Source organism: Burkholderia sp. Bp8998 (assembly GCF_003854235.1).
In the GTDB taxonomy this organism is placed as follows: Bacteria; Pseudomonadota; Gammaproteobacteria; order Burkholderiales; family Burkholderiaceae; genus Burkholderia.
This window is the reverse complement of the sequence record NZ_QTQF01000002.1, coordinates 282,005-299,631: the sequence shown is the minus strand read 5'-3', so window position 1 is coordinate 299,631 and position 17,627 is coordinate 282,005. Positions and strand designations below refer to the sequence as shown.

At 65.1% G+C, this 17,627-nt stretch carries 14 protein-coding genes and 1 pseudogene; 11 read left to right on the top strand and 4 right to left on the bottom strand.

Annotated elements, in window-relative coordinates; all coding sequences use genetic code 11:
* Positions 1–10: 10 nt before the first annotated feature.
* Positions 11–1,129, bottom strand: coding sequence for a helix-turn-helix transcriptional regulator (locus tag DIE06_RS04210; RefSeq protein ID WP_124660416.1), 1,119 nt, complete (start codon positions 1,127–1,129; stop codon positions 11–13).
* A gap of 240 nt (positions 1,130–1,369) precedes the next feature.
* On the opposite strand from DIE06_RS04210, the gene DIE06_RS04205 reads away from it, so the two are divergent.
* Positions 1,370–3,454 (top strand): hypothetical protein, encoded by a 2,085-nt coding sequence (locus DIE06_RS04205; RefSeq protein ID WP_124660263.1) that lies wholly within the window; start codon positions 1,370–1,372, stop codon positions 3,452–3,454.
* 73 nt (positions 3,455–3,527) lie between these two features.
* On the opposite strand, the gene DIE06_RS04200 is transcribed toward DIE06_RS04205, so the two are convergent.
* Positions 3,528–4,208, bottom strand: a complete 681-nt coding sequence (locus tag DIE06_RS04200) for a response regulator transcription factor (RefSeq protein WP_124660262.1) — start codon at positions 4,206–4,208, stop codon at positions 3,528–3,530.
* Here DIE06_RS04200 and DIE06_RS04195 point away from each other — a divergent pair.
* From DIE06_RS04195 to DIE06_RS04185, 3 genes are all read left to right on the top strand, one after another.
* Positions 4,111–6,117, top strand: a complete 2,007-nt coding sequence (locus tag DIE06_RS04195; RefSeq protein ID WP_260433533.1) for a hybrid sensor histidine kinase/response regulator — start codon at positions 4,111–4,113, stop codon at positions 6,115–6,117. The two genes, DIE06_RS04200 and DIE06_RS04195, sit on opposite strands and share 98 nt — an antisense overlap.
* A 477-nt stretch (positions 6,118–6,594) precedes the next feature.
* Complete coding sequence (locus DIE06_RS04190; RefSeq protein WP_124660261.1) at positions 6,595–7,476, top strand: sterol desaturase family protein; 882 nt, start codon at positions 6,595–6,597, stop codon at positions 7,474–7,476.
* 9 nt (positions 7,477–7,485) lie between these two features.
* Positions 7,486–9,402 carry a serine hydrolase gene (locus tag DIE06_RS04185; RefSeq protein WP_124660260.1) on the top strand — a complete coding sequence of 639 codons (1,917 nt, stop codon included), beginning with the start codon at positions 7,486–7,488 and terminating at the stop codon, positions 9,400–9,402.
* 163 nt (positions 9,403–9,565) lie between these two features.
* Here the strand turns inward: DIE06_RS04185 and DIE06_RS04175 are convergent.
* Together DIE06_RS04175 and DIE06_RS04170 are read right to left on the bottom strand one after the other, a co-directional pair.
* A pseudogene (locus DIE06_RS04175) lies at positions 9,566–9,709 on the bottom strand (MFS transporter); the annotation flags it as partial.
* A 58-nt stretch (positions 9,710–9,767) separates the two neighbouring features.
* Complete coding sequence (locus DIE06_RS04170) at positions 9,768–10,601, bottom strand: TetR/AcrR family transcriptional regulator (protein WP_260433532.1); 834 nt, start codon at positions 10,599–10,601, stop codon at positions 9,768–9,770.
* Between the two features lie 35 nt (positions 10,602–10,636).
* Between DIE06_RS04170 and DIE06_RS04165 the strand changes: the two genes are divergently transcribed.
* The 7 genes from DIE06_RS04165 to DIE06_RS38150 all read left to right on the top strand — a co-directional run bounded on the left by DIE06_RS04165 (position 10,637) and on the right by DIE06_RS38150 (position 17,626).
* Positions 10,637–11,512: an alpha/beta fold hydrolase gene (locus DIE06_RS04165; protein WP_260433531.1), complete on the top strand. Its 876-nt coding sequence runs from the start codon at positions 10,637–10,639 to the stop codon at positions 11,510–11,512.
* Positions 11,513–11,528: 16 nt separating this feature from the next.
* Positions 11,529–12,539 (top strand): VOC family protein, encoded by a 1,011-nt coding sequence (locus DIE06_RS04160; protein WP_124660258.1) that lies wholly within the window; start codon positions 11,529–11,531, stop codon positions 12,537–12,539.
* A complete protein-coding gene (locus DIE06_RS04155; protein WP_124660257.1) occupies positions 12,536–14,302 on the top strand; it encodes a bifunctional 3-(3-hydroxy-phenyl)propionate/3-hydroxycinnamic acid hydroxylase in 1,767 nt (588 codons plus the stop codon). The genes DIE06_RS04160 and DIE06_RS04155 overlap by 4 nt, the downstream gene beginning before the upstream one ends.
* Before the next feature lie 26 nt (positions 14,303–14,328).
* Positions 14,329–15,138 carry a 2-keto-4-pentenoate hydratase gene (locus DIE06_RS04150; RefSeq protein WP_124660413.1) on the top strand — a complete coding sequence of 270 codons (810 nt, stop codon included), beginning with the start codon at positions 14,329–14,331 and terminating at the stop codon, positions 15,136–15,138.
* Positions 15,135–16,082 (top strand): acetaldehyde dehydrogenase (acetylating), encoded by a 948-nt coding sequence (locus DIE06_RS04145; RefSeq protein WP_124660256.1) that lies wholly within the window; start codon positions 15,135–15,137, stop codon positions 16,080–16,082. Before DIE06_RS04150 ends, DIE06_RS04145 begins: the two co-directional genes overlap by 4 nt.
* A gap of 11 nt (positions 16,083–16,093) precedes the next feature.
* On the top strand, positions 16,094–17,125 hold the full coding sequence (dmpG, locus tag DIE06_RS04140; RefSeq protein ID WP_124660255.1) for a 4-hydroxy-2-oxovalerate aldolase: 1,032 nt from the start codon (positions 16,094–16,096) through the stop codon (positions 17,123–17,125).
* Positions 17,126–17,188: 63 nt separating this feature from the next.
* Entirely contained in the window at positions 17,189–17,626 is a 438-nt protein-coding gene (locus tag DIE06_RS38150) for a hypothetical protein (RefSeq protein WP_185733340.1), read from the top strand.
* Position 17,627 lies beyond the last annotated feature (1 nt).

Here is a 17,627-nt window from a genome sequence, read left to right as displayed (position 1 = left end):
GCGGCGGCGGTCAGCCTTCGCGCTTGCGCTGCGGGAGCACCCAGAGCATGCGTCCGACCGCCTCGGCCTGATTGCGCGAATGGGTTTTCTCGTAGATCGCGCGCAACTGGGTGCGAATGGTCGCGAGCGACACGCCGGCACTCGCCGCGCATTCGTCCGGCGTCTTGCCGCTGAGCAGCGCTTCCGCAACCGCGGCTTCGGCACTCGACAAGCCGAACGCCTGTCGCAGCTGTTGCGCGACGACGAGCGGCGCTGCGTTGCGTCGCCTGACCGTGATCAGCATCGTCGCGTCACCGACGGTCGCGTGGAGCGCCTGACCGGACAGCGCCGCGATGCCGAGAAAGATTTCGTGCGCGTCGCTCAGGGTGCCGGAAAGCGCCAGGCTCTCGCTCTTGCGGGTCTTCGCGACGCGGGCCAGCGCCGCCTTGAGCGCTTCGTTCTGCGGCGCGCCCGCGGCGCTCAGGTGCCCGTGTTCGATCTTGAGGCAGGTGGTCGCGCGCAGCATCGATTCGGCTGCACGGTTGACGAATACGACGCGCGCATGCCGGTCCAGCGCGAACACGGACAAGCCAAGTTCCTCCATCAGTTCGGCACCGAGCATCGCGTCTCGATGCAGAATGCGCGCGTCCTGCCACAGGTTGATCGAGCGTTGCAGATGCACCGCCATGCCCGACAGCGTCGCGCGTTCGTCTGACGAATAGGGCGGTCGCCCGTGGGCCCTCAGCAATCCGAGCAGAATGTCGTCGCTGCCCGGGCGCGCGAGGCGCACCCCCATCAGATAGCGAATGCCCGATGGAATCTGGTAGTCCTGGAAGAACTCGCTGCGCGCGACATCGCGTTCGGTCAGGTGATCCTGGCAGCACACGAATTCGCCGAGCGGCGCATGTTCGACGAAGCCGCGGCGCGGATCGAGCGCGCCGTAGTACTGATCGTAGAGCGCGACGACCGCGTCCAGCTCCGCGCGCGGCGAGTAGATCGAGAATTTCGGTGCATTGCGCGCGGTGTCCCAGCTGAACATGTGAAAGACGTTTGCGCCAAGCGATTCGGATACCTGATGGAATATCTCGAGAAAACCGTCCGGATGCAGCGCGGCCTCATAGAGATCCCCGATGAGCTGGTCTCGTTGCATGCATGCCCCCCGCCGACTCGTAATCGTTGTATATGATGTTTTTGTATGACGATATTTATTCGAATACCGAATTTGTTTCAGGCTAACACAGGTTAATTGCATTCAAGGTCGCATTGTTTCGCGACTTTCATTCACCTGGATGATGATGGCGCAAATCGCCTTTGCGAGAATCCCCGTCACTCAGCGTGCGTGCGCGGTGCGCAGCGCACCTGACAATCACAAGACTCTCGGGGAACAACAATGAAACTCAAACCTGTCGTGTCCGGTATTGCCGCGCTCGTGCTGTCTGCTTGCGGAGGCGGCGGCAGTTCGTCTTCGTCCCCTCCGGAGCCTGCCGCGCAGACGGTCAGCGGTGTCGCGGCGGCCGGCGCGGCGATGCAGGGCGCGACCGTGACGCTGGTCGATGCGACCGGCAAATCGGTCGGCTGTCCGGCCGACGCCGCGACCGGCGCGTTTCATTGCACCGTGACCGGCCTGACCGCGCCTTTCGCGTTGTCCGCCTATGGCAACGTCGCCGATTCGCAAGCCACGCTGATCGCGCTCAGCGCCACCGGCGGCACGCAGACGATCAACATCACGCCGATCACGAACGCGATCGCCGCGACGATCGTCGGCGACAACCCGACGAAGCTGCTGGGCGACACGGGGTTGCTGCAGAGCAAGGTCACCGCGCAGGCCGTCGCCGGCACGGTGCAGGCGTATTCCGCCGTGCTGGCCGACCTGCTGGCCGCGACCGGCAATACGGGCGTCGACCTGATTTCCGGTCCGCTGACCGCGGGTGCACCAGGGCTCGACCGGCTGCTCGACCAGGTGAAGATCAACGTGTTGCCGAATGGCGGCGTCCAGATCAGCTCGGTGGCAGGGGCGTCCAGCGATACGCCCGCGCAACTCGAGCTCGCGCCGGGCGTCGCGCCGCAGGCCAGCGACAAGGCCAGCCTGCCGGCCGCCGCGACCATCAACGGCGTCGCGGTGTCGAACCTGCCGAGCGCCAGCGATCTGGCCGGATTGCAGAGCGCGCTCAACCAGTGCTTCGCCGGTTCGACCGGCGCTTCGCGCACCGGCGGCAAGGTGCCGGCATGCGGGCAGATTTTCGTCGATGACGTCGCGTCCGGTGCGTTGAACCCCGGCGTACCGGCCGCCTATCTCAACAACGGCATGTCGGTCGATCAGGAGTTCGGCGCGCCAGCCGGCGGCGGCGCGCCGGGCATCGTCGCCGACGATGCGATGAACAATGCCGGCTTCAGCCTGCCGGAGGTGATCCGCGTCGTCGCCGGCGATACGATGTGGGTGAAGCTGGCGTGGACGCGCGCCGACGGCATTCGCGACGGCATGCAGCAGCATGTGCAGCTCGCCGTCCGGGCGAGCAGCCTCGCGAGCGGCGATACCGGCTGGCGCGTGGTCGGCAATCAACGCGCGGTGCTGAGCAAGGTGAACGCGAACGCGCAGAAGTGGGACTGGCTGAACCCGGCCAATCCGTCGACGGGCACCAACGCGTTCGTCGATTCGCTCAACTTGCAGGTCGGCACCGTCGATGCGGCGGGCACCGCGGTGGACTTCGCGATCGTCAACGGCCCGGGATTGCGCAATGGCGTGTTCCTGCAGCCGTCGAGCGGCACCTGCGACACGCTCAACATCCGCGCGCAGATCGCGAGCGGGCAGACGCCGGCCCAGCTTGCCGCGCTGGCGAAGAATCCGCAGTGCCGCAACAATTTCCGCCTGGCGGGGGTCGCGCAGGATCCGGCGAACCAGGGCCTGTTTTCGTGGCCGGGCGATGCGCCGCGCAACAACACCGCGTGGGCGAAGCCGCAATTGAGCGCCGCGGAGCTCGCCGATATCAAGCCGTTCAGCGCCTACACGATCGACGTGTACCAGAACGGCAATACGGCGGCGCCGGCCCGGCACTATACGGTCCGGTTGCGCACGCCGTCGCCGTTGCCCGATGCGTTGCGTCAGTACACGTGGCACGACGTGGCGCAGTCGACACGCGACAGGCTGACGCCGGGGTCCGCCAGCACGTTTGCGGGTGGCGCGACGTTCCCGTTGAGCTGGACGTCGAAAGCGGGGCTGCCGTTCGTCAAGCGCGGCAACGTGCAGATTCGCGCCACCGCGGCAGGGCAGACGTCGCCGACGTTCGTCAACGGTTCCGCACGGGCGTTGCCGGCCCAGCCGGGCACCGCGATGACGCTCGACGTGCCGGGCGATCAGGGTGTGGCGTTTCCGTCGGTGGCCGGCTGGACGGGGAGCACCGACTTCTCGTTCGTGAACCTGAGCTGGTCGGATACGGTCGACACGCTGTTCACGGAGGCGCTCGAATACGACCGGTGACGGGCGGCTGGCCGGCTGCGGCCGGCGCGTCATGTCCGGCGGAGCGGTTCGCCGTTCCGCCGGCCCGTTGTTGTCACGGCGCGGGCGAGAGCGCGCGAATCACGCCGCTGTCCGCGCCGGCATCGTCGGACAGCGGCAGCACGGTCAGGCCATCGCGCAGCGCATACGCGATCACTTCGGCGACGTTGTGCAACGACAGTTTCGACATCAGGTTCTGTCGATGCTTGCGTACCGTCAGCACGCTGAGATCGAGCTTGATCGCGATTTCCTTGCTCGAGTATCCGTTGGCGATCAGCACCAGGATTTCCTTTTCTCGCGCCGTCACCGGTGGTGCGGCGTCGGCGCCGGTGTGCTCGAGGACATGGGCGAGCGAGTCGCTGAAATAACGGATACCCGACAGCACCAGCGACACGGCACGCAGCAGCTCGTCGCCATCTTCGTGTTTCAGCATGTAGCCGTCGACGCCGATCGCCACGGCCGCCCGGACCGTCGCCGGGTTCTGATTGCCCGTGACCACCAGGATCCGGGTCTGCGGCGATTGCGCCTTGATTCGCTTCGCGAGGTCGATACCGGGGAAGCCGGGCAGGTCGAGATCGAGCAGCAGCAAATCGGCCTGCGTATCGCACACCAGCTGACCGACCATCCGGCCGTCGCCGGTGTCCCCCACGACGGTCCAGTTCGCTCGCGTCTTCAGCAGCAGCTTCAGCCCGTCGCGAATAATGGCGTGGTCTTCGGCAAGCACGATTTTTTTCATTTTTCTTTCGCCTTCTCCCGGGGCACCCGGAAGCTCATTCCTTTGCGACAATACGATGCAACCCCGTTGCGACGTGTCACGCGGCGGGCGAGATCGACGCCCGACCAGTCCAACGCCGGATCCGCCACGCGATTTTGAAATGGCAACAAGAATAGCGCAAGAAGATCGTGCCCACGTGCAGCTGGAGCTGGTCAATACGCTGTACCGACAGTCTCCGCCGATCCTGTTCGGCAACATCGCCGTGGTCAGCCTGACCACCTTTCTGTTGTGGAACGAAGTGTCGCGGCACGCGCTGCTCGCGTGGGCCGCGGCGATCTGCGTGCTGACCGCCATCCGCACGGTCATGGTCTGGCGGGATCGCCGCGCAGGCGAGCATCCTGCCGCGACGGCCAGGCGCCGCGCCCGGAAATACATGCTGTTCGCGGGCGCGTCCGGCTGCCTGTGGGGCGCCATGGGGGTGCTGTTCTTTTCGCCGGACAACACGATCGTGACGGCGCTCATCTGCATCGTGCTGGCCGGCATGACCGGCGGCTCGGTGGCGTCGCTCTCGTCGTGGTGGCCGACCTACGTGGCTTACGCGCTGCCGACGGTGCTGCCGTTCGCGATCCGGTCGTTCGCGTATGGCAGCGCGCTGTTTTCGGTGCTGGGTTTCCTGTCGCTCTTCCTGCTCGCGGTCAATCTCGCCTTCAGCCGGACGCTGCAGCGTACCGTGCGCGATGCCGTGTCGCTGCGCTTCGAGAACGTCGACCTGATCCGGCAACTGACGCAGGAGAAGGAGCGCGCCGAACTCGCCAATCGCAGCAAATCGCAATTCCTGGCCGCCGCCAGCCACGACCTGCGTCAGCCGACGCATGCGCTCGGCCTCTACATCGCGACGCTGCGCGCGATGGCACGCGCACCGAGTGTCGACGGACGCGCACTCGACGACATCGCCGAGCGGCTCCGGACCGCGCTGAAAGGCATGTCGCAATTGCTGAACGTGCTGCTGGACATTTCCCGGCTCGACGCGGGCGTGATCGCTGTCGAGCCGCGCCGCTTTCCGCTGCAGCAGGAACTCGATGCGCTGGACAACCAGTTTCGTCAGGCCGCGCAGGCCAAGGGATTGACGCTCCGGATCCGGCCGACCGCGATCTGGCTGGAAACCGATGCGGTGCTGCTGCACACGATCCTGTCGAACGTGTTGTCGAATGCCGTGCGCTATACCCGGGGCGGCGGCATCCTGCTGGGCTGCCGGCGGCGCGGCACGAACGTCGAGATCCAGGTCTTCGATACCGGTATCGGCATCGAGGCCGACCAACTGCGGAACATCTTTCGGGAGTTTTACCAGATCGGCAACGCGGCGCGGGACCGGGAGCAGGGGCTGGGCCTCGGGCTGGCCATCGTGCAGCGCACGGCGGCGCTGATCAAGGCGAGCGTCCAGGTGCGTTCGACAGCGGGCCGCGGCTCGCTGTTCTCGGTGCGGCTGGCCATGGCCGAACCGGTGCGCTCGCGCGACGCCGGTGCGAATCGGCCGGGCAAGGGCGCGGACATCGGGCGTGGGCGGACGCGCAGAACCATCCTGGTCGTCGACGACGATCGCGACGTGCTGGCCGGCATGCAGACGCTGCTTCAGACCTGGGGGCATGCCGTCATCGCCGCGCCATCGCTCGAGCGCGCGATCGAGCTTGCCGCCTCCCGTCGCACGGAACTGGACATGATCGTGACGGATTTCAGGCTGGCGGGGCACGTGACCGGCGCCGATGTCGTCCACCGTGTGTTTCGTGTCATCGAACGCGAGATACCGGCCATCATCATTACCGGCGATACGTCGCCGGAGGGCATCCATGCCGCGTCGTCGAGCGGCTTCAGCGTGATGCACAAGCCGCTCGACCCGCAGGAAATGCAGACCTTGATCGACGCGTCAGCGTGATCGCGTGATGGTGATGATGGCATCGTGCCCGCTTGCGCCGACACGCGAATGCGACGCGTTCGCGGCGGCAGCCGGTGCGGCGACGGCTGCACTACTGCATATGCGGTATTTCCCAAACGAAACGGGTGCAGTACCTTCGCACCTGCTGGCAATCGTAAAAGAACAGTCGTAAAAGAACAGTCGCGCGGGGTATCGAAGAAAGCCTGGACAGCCGGGGAGACCAACCCACGGTTCGGCCGCACGTCCGATCGAATCGGCACGGCGCCGGCACGGCCTGACATCGCGGAAAAACCGATCGGTCGCAATGCGGCCGATCCTTTTCCGGGAGTCGTCCTTTCTGAAAGCATCGCGACAGGGTGCCGTGCCTGCACCCTGAATCGCGTTCACCTTGCGCATGAGCCGACCGGCTGCTCGCGGTCGAATTCCTGAACGGCCATGGCGCGGCCTCGTCGCCCGCCCGCCTGGAGCGCAACGGTTATGCAAAATCTGCCCAATATCATGGTGGCCGCGTTCCCGGCCTTCGCGGTGCTGATCGCCGTGGAAATCGGTCTCGCGGCGGTGCTCGGCCGGTCGCTGTACCGGACCCGCGACACGCTGGCGAACCTCGCGCTCGCGGTCGGTGCGTTCGTCGCCAGCGTGCTGACCGGCGGACTCGTGCTGGCGGTGCTGAGCGGGGTGTATGCGCACCGGATCTTCACGATCCCGACGAACGTCTGGTGGGCGTGGGTGCTGTGCTTCTTCGCGGACGATTTCAGCTACTACTGGTTCCACCGCCTGAGTCACGAGGTGCGCTGGTTCTGGGCATCGCATTCGGTCCACCATTCGTCGGAGCGGTACAACCTGTCGGTATCGTTGCGCCAGACGTGGACGGGCACGATCACAGGATCGTTCCTGTTCTGGGCGTGGATGCCTTGGGTCGGGTTTCATCCGAAGATGATCCTGTTCATGCAGTCGGTGAGCCTGATCTACCAGTTCTGGATCCACACCGAAGCGATCGGCAAGATGCCGCGCTGGTTCGAGGCGCTGCTGAACACGCCGTCGCAGCATCGTGTCCATCACGGGAGCGATTTCGACTATCTGGATACCAACTACGCCGGCACCACGATGATCTGGGACCGGCTGTTCCGGTCGTACACGCCCGAGCGATTCACGCCGCACTACGGGCTGACGTCGAGCATCGGCACCGACAATCCGTTCAGGATCGCGTTCTACGAGTGGCGCAACATCGCGCGCGATCTCGCGAAGGCGGACAGCGTGCACACCGCGATCCAGTACCTGATCCGGCCGCCGGGCTGGAGTCCCGACGGCAGTTCCCTGACGACGCGCGATGCGCGGCGTGCCGCACAGCAGGTTTCCTGAGAAGGCGATATGGCTCATACACGCGATCCACACGACCGGCGCCATGACGCGGCGCCTTCCAGCGCCGGCCGCCGGCAATTCCTCGAATACGCGGGCGCGGGATTGTTGTCCGCGATGCTGCCCGGTTGCGGCGGCGCGGATACGATTCAGCAGTCGACCTATGGCGCCACCATCGCGGCGGGGCGGCAAGCGATCCAGGCCGCGCTCGATGCCCGTCCGCAAAGCCTCGCCGGCATTTCGGTTGCGTTGCTCAAGGGCAATCAGGTCGTGTGGGCGCAGGCGTTCGGGAATGCGTCGGTCAGCCCGGCGGTCGCCGCCACGCCGACGACGCGCTACAACATTGGTTCGGTGACCAAGGTGATCGCGGCGCTGGCCGGCGTGATCCTGCAGGATCGCGGATTGATCGATCTCGACGCACCGATTGTCCGGTACGTGCCGTCGTTCACCATGCTGTCGCCGCAGTACGCGCAGATCACGTCGCGTCATCTGCTGTCGCATTCGTCCGGGCTGCCCGGCCAGAACGTCGACAACATGTTCTCGTATGCGCCGATTCCGGGCTATGCGGCGGTCGCGCAGCAGGCGCTCGCCAACGAACACCTGAATCATCCGCCGGGCCAGTTCGCGGTGTACTGCAACGACGGCTTCACGATCTTCGAGCTGGTGGTGGCGGCCGCCACGGGCCTGAGCTTCACCGATTTCGTTCAGCGCAACATCCTTGCGCCGCTGAACATGACGAGCTCCGGCTTCCTGACCAGCGTGCCGACGCGCGGCCAGTTCGCGCTGGCGTACGCGAACGGCACCCAGTACGGACAGGAATTCGCGAATCCGTACGCGACCGGCGGCCTGTCGACGACGCCGCTCGACATGATGAACCTCGCGCAACTGTTCATCGGCAACGGCGTGTTCCAGGGGCAGCGCATCGCGTCGGCGGCGGGAATCGCCGACATGCTGACGGATCAGACCGACCGGTGGCAGATCAAGTCGACCCGGCTCGGTTACTCGTACGCATATGGTCTCGGCTGGGACGACGTCGACGATCCGGTCCTGCGTGCCGCCGGCGCCTCGGGTGCGTACAAGAGCGGCGGCACGCAGTTCTTTTCCAGCCATTTCTACGTGCTGCCCGCCGCGCAAATGGCGCTGATGATCACCGGCAGCACGGGTTACGACGCGAGCAGCATCGCGCCCGGGATCCTGCTGCAGGCGTTGCAGGAAGACGGCAGCATCGCCGGTGCCCCCGCGAAGGTGAATGTCGCCGTACCGCCGGCGGCTGCGTCGCCGGATGTGTCCGCGGTCGGCGGCGTCTACGGCAATGAATCGGTGCCGATGAAAGTTGCCGTGAACGCGGACGGCAGCCTCGCGTTGACGGCATGGGACGGATCGACCTGGACGGACGTTGCGCCAAGTGCCGCGCCATACGTGTACCGCAGCGACGGCTGGTGGTGGAGCGACGGCGATGCCGTGTCGTACCGGTTCGATATCCTGCCCGGCACGGACGACGCCGGCAACGCGGTGAGCAACCGGTATCTGACCAAGCGTGTCGTCGACGGCTCGGGCTATGTGTTCCGCGTCGCGCCGTACGCGCAGCAACTGCAGGCGCTGCCGGCGCTCGATGGCGCCTGGCAGGCGCGCGTGAACACGTCGTGGAACGTGATCAACGAATCGGCGCTGTCGGTGTTCTCCGGCGGCAAGCTGCGCGTCTCGCTCGGCAGCCTCGACGCGTTGCCGGGCCATGTCGTGTTCGCCTACAGCACCGACGGCGGCACCCATACCAACTACCAGCTGTTGAAGCCGCTGGGCGACGACCGCTGCGGGATGACCGTCAGGATTCCGGTGATGCCCGGCCGCGATCTGTTCGAAATCAGCATGACGAACGTGAACAATGTCGAGACGATGGCGGCTTCCGGATGGTTGTGCCAGCGCGCGTGAGGGCCGGGGGGAGGGGCGCGACGATTACCCGGCGCCAGTCGACGTTCGATGGCCGGCATCCCGACACCGAAGCGGCGCGCCGTTTCGACGCGCACGCGCAGGACGCGACGCCAGCTCATCTGAGAGGTACGCAGGGCGCCGAAGCTGAATGGCTGCCGCGCGTGAAGGCGAGGCAAGCGCTGCCGGAAAACCAGCTCATGGCCAGCACGGCAAGGTTGGCGAGGAACAATCCCGCGGGCACGCCGAACTGCGGCCACGACGCGACGAAACCGCGATGCGTATTGGTGCGCGCCCATTCCATCGACATTGCTTACGGACCCCGCAGACGCAATAAGGCGTGACGGTCGAGGACGACCTGATTGGTCCTATGGGCGGTATGGCGGCGCTTGTCGAATTCCGGGGCGCAGTTGCGCCTGCATCCTTGCATGCCCGCGTTCGAGCAGCGACGTATCGGGCGTTTCGATCGGCGGCAATACCGCTTCGACCAGCTTCTCCGCCTCAAGACGCCCGACGCCCAGTGCGCGCAGAATTGCTGCGACCACAGGCTCCGGAACGACGTTTTGCGGGCCTTCGTTGGTGATTCTGAGGATCGTCGCGAGCGTGGTGCCGGCGATCACGTCGAGCGCGGTGCCGACGCCGACATCGGTGAAACGCCCCAGTGCCAGACCCTGCTCGATGTGCGGCGGCAGGAACACGTAGATCAGACTGCTCGGCCCCGCGGAATTTAGGCCGGCCGCGCAAATGAAGCGCGCCAGCAGCGGATACGCGCGCGCGGCGTGCAGGAACATGCGCACACCACACGCGATGCGGAGCGACGGATCCTCATAGCCGTGGACTTCCGCTTCGATCAAACGCAGCAACTCGTCGTTCAGTTCCTGCGTCACCGCCGCGAGCAGATCCTCGTTGGTGCGGAAGTACTTGTAGAACGTGCCCTGCGACACGTCTGCGGCAGCAATGACGTCCTGGATGACGCTTGCGCCGACTCCCTTTTCTGCGAACACCAGCATCGCGCTTTCGATCAGCCGGGCGCGCATGCGTTCGCGTCGCTCTGCCGCGACGCGGGTCCGATGGTCAACGGTCGTTTCACTCATGGCGGGAATTATACGGCGACGCAACAGACGCTCCGGCGAGCTAGGTAAAAACGAGTATTTTGTCATGATGACAAATATCTCATTATGATCGCCAGTCAGTTCGATCAACCATCTGGAGCGACCACGCCGTGAATGCCCCGTCCATGACTCACGCGATGACCCAACGGACCGTTCGGGTCGGTCGGCGAACCATTTCCTTTACCGAAGCGGGCGAGGGCCCGGTAGTGCTCATGCTCCACGGTGGCGGCCCCGGCGCTTCCGGCATGTCCAATTACGCGCGCAATGTCGGCGCGCTCGCGTGCGTCCACCGCGTCGTCGTGCCGGACATGCCCGGCTACGGTAAATCGACGAAGGGGCTGGATCGCGGCGATCCGTTCGGAGATCTGGCCGCGAGCATGCTCGGGATGCTCGATGCGTTGCGCATCGAGCGCGCGCACATCCTCGGCAACTCGCTGGGTGGCGCCTGCGCGTTGCGCATGGCGATCGAGCGGCCGGCAGCGGTCGGCCGTCTCGTGCTGATGGGGCCCGGCGGCGTCGACACGACGCGTGCGTTGCCGACACCCGGCCTCAAGCGTCTGCTGAATTACTACAAGGGCGAAGGTCCGACATTGCAAAAGCTCGCGACGTTCATCCGGGGCGACCTCGTCTACGACGGCAGCCTGGTATCCGATGCGACGCTCCAGGAGCGCTTTCAGTCCAGTATCGATCCGGAGGTCGTCGCCAGCCCGCCGTTGCTCGGCCCCAAAGGCATTCCGCAATTCAGGAAACTCGATTTCACGCGCGATCCGCGTCTCGCTGGCGTGCAAAACCCGACGCTCGTGTTGTGGGGAACGGAGGACAAGGTCAATCGACCGAGCGGTGCACGCTCGCTGCAGCGGCGCATGCCTAACTGCGACGTGCACCTGTTCAGCAAGACCGGCCACTGGGTGCAGTGGGAGCGTGCCGACGAATTCAACGCGATGGTGTTGGCGTTTCTGGCCGAAGAGAGCGCCGATGCGCGCGTCTTCCGCCGTGTTTGAGCCGGAGCGCGCCACCATGCCTACCATTGCCAGTTCGTCGGCCTCGCCCGACACCTTGTTCGGTCGCGTGCGTCTCGGCTATTTGCTGATCGAATCCGTCCGCCTTGACGCTTGGCGCAAGTTCGTCACAGAAGGGCTCGGGCTGCATGCGGATCGTCCGCAGCCCACGGTGCTCGCTTGTCGGATCGATGCGCATCAGCGTCGCTTGATCGTTCATGAAGGACAAGCGGAAGACGTCACCGCGATCGGCTGGCAAGTGGCCGACGACGCGGCGTTGAAGCTTGCATTCGAGCGGCTGTCCGCGTTCGGCATCGAGGTGCGGCAGGGCAGTGCGGACGAAGCCGCGTTGCGAGGCGTGACGCGATTCTGGTACTTCACCGGACCGAAGCGGCTGCGCACCGAGCTGTTCACCGACGCGGTGCTGACCGATTCGCCGTTGCAGATGAAGGCAAGCGGATTCGTGACAGGCGCGTCGGGCCTCGGGCACGTCGCGATCACGACGCGTCGGCCGGAAGCGATGCAGGCATTCTGGAAAGCGGTATTCGACGCGCGCCTGTCCGACGAAATCGAGGACAAGATCGATGGCCTGAATCTCGATTTCGCATTTCTGCGGCTGAACGAGCGCCACCATTCGCTCGCGACCGCGGCGACGCGAGGTATTCGCCTGAATCCGATACGCACGCAGATTCATCACTTGAATCTCCAGTGCGCGTCGCTGGACGACGTGACGCAGGCCTATTTGCGATGCAGGTCAAAGGGATACCCGATCGCCAATGCGATCGGCCAGCATCCGAACGACCGCGAGCTTTCGTTCTATGTACGGACGCCGTCCGGTTTCGAGATGGAACTAGGCTGGAACCCGATCGTCGTGGACGAGCGCGCGTGGAGCACGACGACCTACCGCGGGATCAGCTTGTGGGGTCATCGCCCGGAGAACCTGACCTTGCGCGCCCGGCTGGGCCGCGCACGTCGCGCGTTCGCGTCGTTGTTGCATCCGGAGTTCATCATCCAGGGAGACCAGACATGAGCGTAGTGCATCAGGACGATGCGTGCGACGTTGCGATCGTGGGACTCGGGCCGACCGGCCTCGTGCTCGCGCACTTGCTCGGCCAGGCCGGCCATCGCGTCGTCGTACTCGAGCGCGAGCCGGTCTTTTACGGCAATGCCCGTGCTGTTTATACCGACGACGAATGCATGCGGATCTTCCAGCATCTGGCGGTGGCCGACGAACTGCAGGCTCGAATGATGATGGAAACGCCGGTGCAGCTCGTGCGCCCCGACGGCACGCCGATCACGCAGTACATGCCGCGCAGGCGACCGCTCGGCTGGCCGATCATCAATTTCTTCTATCAGCCGTATCTCGAAACGACGTTGTCCGACACGCTATCGCGCTATCCGAACGTCACGATCCGGCGCGGGCGCGAAGTCGTCGATTTCTCGCAGGACGTCGACGGTGTCGCCATCGTGCACCAGGCCACGCGCGAAGCGCGCTTCAGCGAAGCCACGGATGCGCGTACGAGCTTGAATGCCGACCCCGACATGCAATCGCTGCGGGCGCGGTACTTGGTCGGGGCGGACGGCGGGCGCAGCATCGTGCGCACGCGGCTCGGCATCGACATGGCCGGCAAGAGCTTTCCCGAACCGTGGCTCGTCGTGGATATCGAGCGCAAGTCGGGTACAGACGCGCTGCGTCACCTGCCGTACTTCAATTTCGTCGTCGACCCGAAGCTGCCGGTCGTGAGCTGCGTACAGCCCGGCAAGTTCCACCGCTTCGAATTCATGTTGATGCCCGGTGAAACGAAAGAAAACATGGAGCGGCCGGAGACGGTGCGCGCGTACCTGTCCCGGTTCGTCGATCCGGACCAGTTCGTCGTCAAGCGCAAGCTCGTCTACACGTTCAATGCGCTGATCGCGGCCAAATGGCGGGTCGGCCGCGTGATGCTCGCGGGCGACGCGGCGCACATGACGCCGCAGTTCATGGGGCAGGGTGCCAGCTCCGGCGTGCGCGACGCGTACAACCTCGGGTGGAAGCTTGACCTCGTGTTGCGCGACGCCGCCGGCGACGCACTGCTGGATACCTACCAGTCGGAGCGCCACGCGCACGCCAAGGCGATGATCGACGTGTCCGTGCTGCTGAAGAATGTCGTGTCCGTCCGCAATCCGCTGGGCACGCTTGTGCGCGACACGTCGCTCGCGGTCATCCGGATGATCCCGCCGCTCAGGCGCTGGTTTCAGGAGGGTGGTTTCAAGCCGGCGCCCGTGTACAAGAAGAACGCGTACGTCGGCCTGCCGCGACGTCGCCGCAACGGCCCGGAGGGGGCGCTTGCCCCGCAACCCGAAGTGCGCCGGTTCGACGGCGCGAGGCAGCGGATGGACGACGTGCTCGGGCGCGGATTCTCGCTCGTTGGCCTGAACGTCGATCCGTCCCGGCATCTGGATGCCGCGTCCGCTGAAGTGCTGCAGGCGTTGTCGGTACGGTACGTCACGCTCTATTCGTACGGCGGACGTCCGCAGGGGCTCGAGGGTGTCGAGCGCGACAACCGCAATGGTGGCGCACCCGAGGTCGAGGACCTTGACGGCAACATGATCGCGTGGTTCGCGAAGGCAGGGTTTCGCGACAAGGCCGTGGCGATCCTCAGGCCGGACCGGTTCGTATTCGCCCTCGTACCCGTGACCGAACTCGATCGCACGGTAACGCGCCTGCGCGACCAGCTCGGCATGCCGAATACGCGCGGCGGTACCCGTGCGGCCGTGCCAGCCGATGCGGCGTCGCTCGCCAGGGCTGCCTGAATTCCGACTCTCTCATTCCGTCAATTATGTGTCCATTGCCCGATGACTTCCGTATTCATGCCGCCGCCGATGCGCTGCGCAATGCGCGCGCGACGCGCACTCCGATCGAACCGATTGCCGAGCGGTTCGGCATTGCCGGGCTCGCTGCCGCCTATGCGGTGGCCGAAGCGAACACGGCGGCGCGAACCGCTGCCGGCGCGCGCGTCATCGGCAGGAAGATTGGATTGACATCGCTCGCGGTGCAGCGGCAACTCGGGGTCGACCAGCCTGACTTCGGCGTGCTGTTTGACGACATGGAGCATCTCGACGGAGACGACGTGCCGATGGATCGCTTGCTGCAACCGAAGATCGAGGCCGAGGTCGCGTTCGTCGTTGGTCGCGATCTCGACGACGACGCACCGAGCTATAGCCGCGTGGTGTCATCGCTGGCCTATGCGTTGCCGGCGCTCGAGATCGTCGACAGTGCAATCGCCGACTGGCGGATCACGCTCGAGGACACCGTCGCCGACAATGCGTCGTGCGGCGCGTACGTGCTCGGCCATCAGCCCGTGGCGCTCGGCAGGCTTTCGCTCGGCGAGCTGGGTATGACGATGATGAAGCACGGCGACGTCGTCTCGACCGGCGTCGGTGCCGCCTGCCTTGGCCATCCGTTGCGAGCGGTCTATTGGCTCGCTTGTACGCTGGCGCGTCATGGACAGAGCCTGCGCGAAGGTGACGTGATCCTGTCCGGTGCGCTTGGCCCGATGGTGGCGGTGGCGAGCGGGGACACGATTCACGCGCAAATCGGCGCGCTTGGCAGCGTGCATTGCCGTCTCGGCAAAGGAGCCTCTCAATGAGCAGGAAACTCAAGGTCGGCATCATCGGCAGCGGCAACATCGGCACGGATCTGATGATCAAGATCCTGCGGCACGGGGAACATATCGAGATGGGTGCGATGGTCGGGATCGATGCTGCGTCGGACGGGCTGGAGCGTGCAGCCCGGATGGGAGTCGCCACGACGCACGAAGGCGTCGAGGGGCTCGCGCGGATGCCTGCGTTTGCCGACATCGACATCGTGTTCGATGCGACGTCGGCGTGGGCCCACGCGCACAACGATGCGTTCCTGCGCACGATCAAGCCCGGCATCCGCGTGGTCGACCTCACGCCGGCGGCGATCGGTCCGTACTGCATTCCCGTGGTCAACGGCGAGCGCAATCTGGATGCGCTCAACGTCAACATGGTGACGTGCGGCGGACAGGCGACGATCCCTATGATCGCGGCGGTGTCGCAGGTCGCCAATGTCCACTACGGCGAGATCGTCGCTTCGATCTCGAGCAGGAGCGCGGGACCGGGCACGCGTGCCAACATCGACGAGTTCACCGAGACGACGGCGCGCGCGATCGAAACGGTCGGCGGCGCAGCAAGAGGCAAGGCGATCATCGTGCTCAATCCGGCCGAGCCACCGCTCATGATGCGCGATACGGTGTACACGCTGAGTGATTTCGCCGACGAAGCGCACATCGAAGCCTCGATCGCGCGGATGGTGGACGCGGTGCGGTCGTACGTGCCGGGTTATCGCCTGAAGCAGCGTGTGCAGTTCGATCGCATCGAATCCGATCGGCCGATTCGTATTCCTGGTGTCGGCGAACACATGTCGGGACTCAAGACTTCGATCTTCCTCGAAGTCGAGGGGGCCGCCCACTACCTGCCAGCCTACGCCGGCAACCTCGACATCATGACGAGCGCGGCCCGGGCGATGGCCGAACAGGTCGCCGCCCGCATGCTGCGCGACGCAACGTGAGAAATCCGCCCATGGACAAGAAGATCTATATCTCTGACGTGACGCTGCGTGATGGCAGCCACGCGATTCGTCACCAGTACAGCGTGGCGCAGGCGCGGCAGATCGCGACGGCGCTCGATGCCGCACGGGTCGATTCGATCGAAGTCGCGCATGGCGACGGCCTGCAGGGCGGCAGCTTCAACTATGGTTTCGGCGCGCACACGGACCCGGAATGGATCGCAGCCGTCGCCGATGTCGTCACCCACGCGAAGATCGCCACGCTGCTGCTGCCCGGTATCGGCACCGTGCACGATCTCCGCGCCGCGTACGACGCGGGCGCACGCATCGTGCGGGTCGCCACGCATTGCACGGAAGCCGACATTTCCCGCCAGCACATCGAATTCGCGCGTGAACTCGGCATGGAGGCCGTGGGCTTCCTGATGATGAGTCACATGCACACGCCAGCCGGACTGGCCGAGCAGGCGAAGCGGATGGAAAGCTATGGCGCGACCTGCTGCTACGTCGTGGATTCCGGCGGCGCGATGAACATGAATGACGTGCGCGATCGCGTCCGCGCGTTCAAGGATGTGCTGAAACCGGACACCGAGGTGGGCATTCATGCGCACCACAATCTGAGTCTCGGCGTGGCGAACTCGATCGTTGCGGTCGAGGAAGGGTGCGATCGTGTCGACGCGAGCCTGGCGGGGATGGGGGCCGGGGCGGGGAACGCGCCGCTCGAGGTATTTGTCGCGGCGGCCGAGCGCCTCGGCTGGCGTCACGGCACGGATCTGTACCGGCTGATGGATGCGGCGGACGATATCGTACGGCCGCTGCAGGATCGCCCGGTGCGCGTCGACCGGGAGACGCTCGCGCTCGGTTATGCCGGCGTGTACTCCAGCTTTCTGCGCCATGCCGAACTGGCCGCCCGAAAATATGACCTCGGTACGGTCGATATTCTCGTCGAACTGGGACGGCGCGGCATGGTGGGCGGTCAGGAAGACATGATCGTCGACGTGGCGCTGGATCTGGCGAACGCCCGGGACGCGTCCCGAGCGGCGACGTAGGCGGAATTTCGGTACCGGAAAGACACGCTTGAAAAATATTTCGCCATCCATATCGTATGTTTCATGCCGGAGATGATCGTGCATCGAATCGACGTCCATCATGATTTCGTTCCGCCGGCCTATCGCGATGCGATGTCGAGGCAGGGCATACAGATGGTAGCCGGCGCGGCATTGCCGGAATGGTATGCGCAAGCGTCGCTCGACGTGATGAACGCGAATGGAATTCAGGCGGCGCTGCTATCGGTCTCGGCGCCGGGTGTGTATTTCGGCGACCTCGAAGCGGCGCGCACGCTCGCACGTCAATGTAATGAATATGCGGCGCAGCTATGCGATGCGCCATCCCGGCAGTTCGAACCGCCGCCAGCATGCGCCGAAACCCTTGAGCTACGACATTTCAACTTTGCTCAGATGCGACATTACAACTTTGCTCTTACACCCAAATTTAACTTTGATAATTCACGTTATGTCAAGTCAAAGAAGGCGTACACCGAGCGTTTCTGAA

Excerpts from the sequence above, each read along its gene's own strand:
- DIE06_RS04210 (WP_124660416.1), bottom strand. The coding sequence starts at position 1,129 with ATGCAACGAGACCAGCTCATCGGGGATCTCTATGAGGCCGCGCTGCAT.
- DIE06_RS04205 (WP_124660263.1), top strand. The coding sequence starts at position 1,370 with ATGAAACTCAAACCTGTCGTGTCCGGTATTGCCGCGCTCGTGCTGTCT.
- DIE06_RS04200 (WP_124660262.1), bottom strand. The coding sequence starts at position 4,208 with ATGAAAAAAATCGTGCTTGCCGAAGACCACGCCATTATTCGCGACGGG.
- DIE06_RS04190 (WP_124660261.1), top strand. The coding sequence starts at position 6,595 with ATGCAAAATCTGCCCAATATCATGGTGGCCGCGTTCCCGGCCTTCGCG.
- DIE06_RS04185 (WP_124660260.1), top strand. The coding sequence starts at position 7,486 with ATGGCTCATACACGCGATCCACACGACCGGCGCCATGACGCGGCGCCT.
- DIE06_RS04165 (WP_260433531.1), top strand. The coding sequence starts at position 10,637 with ATGACTCACGCGATGACCCAACGGACCGTTCGGGTCGGTCGGCGAACC.
- DIE06_RS04160 (WP_124660258.1), top strand. The coding sequence starts at position 11,529 with ATGCCTACCATTGCCAGTTCGTCGGCCTCGCCCGACACCTTGTTCGGT.
- DIE06_RS04155 (WP_124660257.1), top strand. The coding sequence starts at position 12,536 with ATGAGCGTAGTGCATCAGGACGATGCGTGCGACGTTGCGATCGTGGGA.
- DIE06_RS04150 (WP_124660413.1), top strand. The coding sequence starts at position 14,329 with ATGTGTCCATTGCCCGATGACTTCCGTATTCATGCCGCCGCCGATGCG.
- DIE06_RS04145 (WP_124660256.1), top strand. The coding sequence starts at position 15,135 with ATGAGCAGGAAACTCAAGGTCGGCATCATCGGCAGCGGCAACATCGGC.
- dmpG (WP_124660255.1), top strand. The coding sequence starts at position 16,094 with ATGGACAAGAAGATCTATATCTCTGACGTGACGCTGCGTGATGGCAGC.
- DIE06_RS38150 (WP_185733340.1), top strand. The coding sequence starts at position 17,189 with ATGCCGGAGATGATCGTGCATCGAATCGACGTCCATCATGATTTCGTT.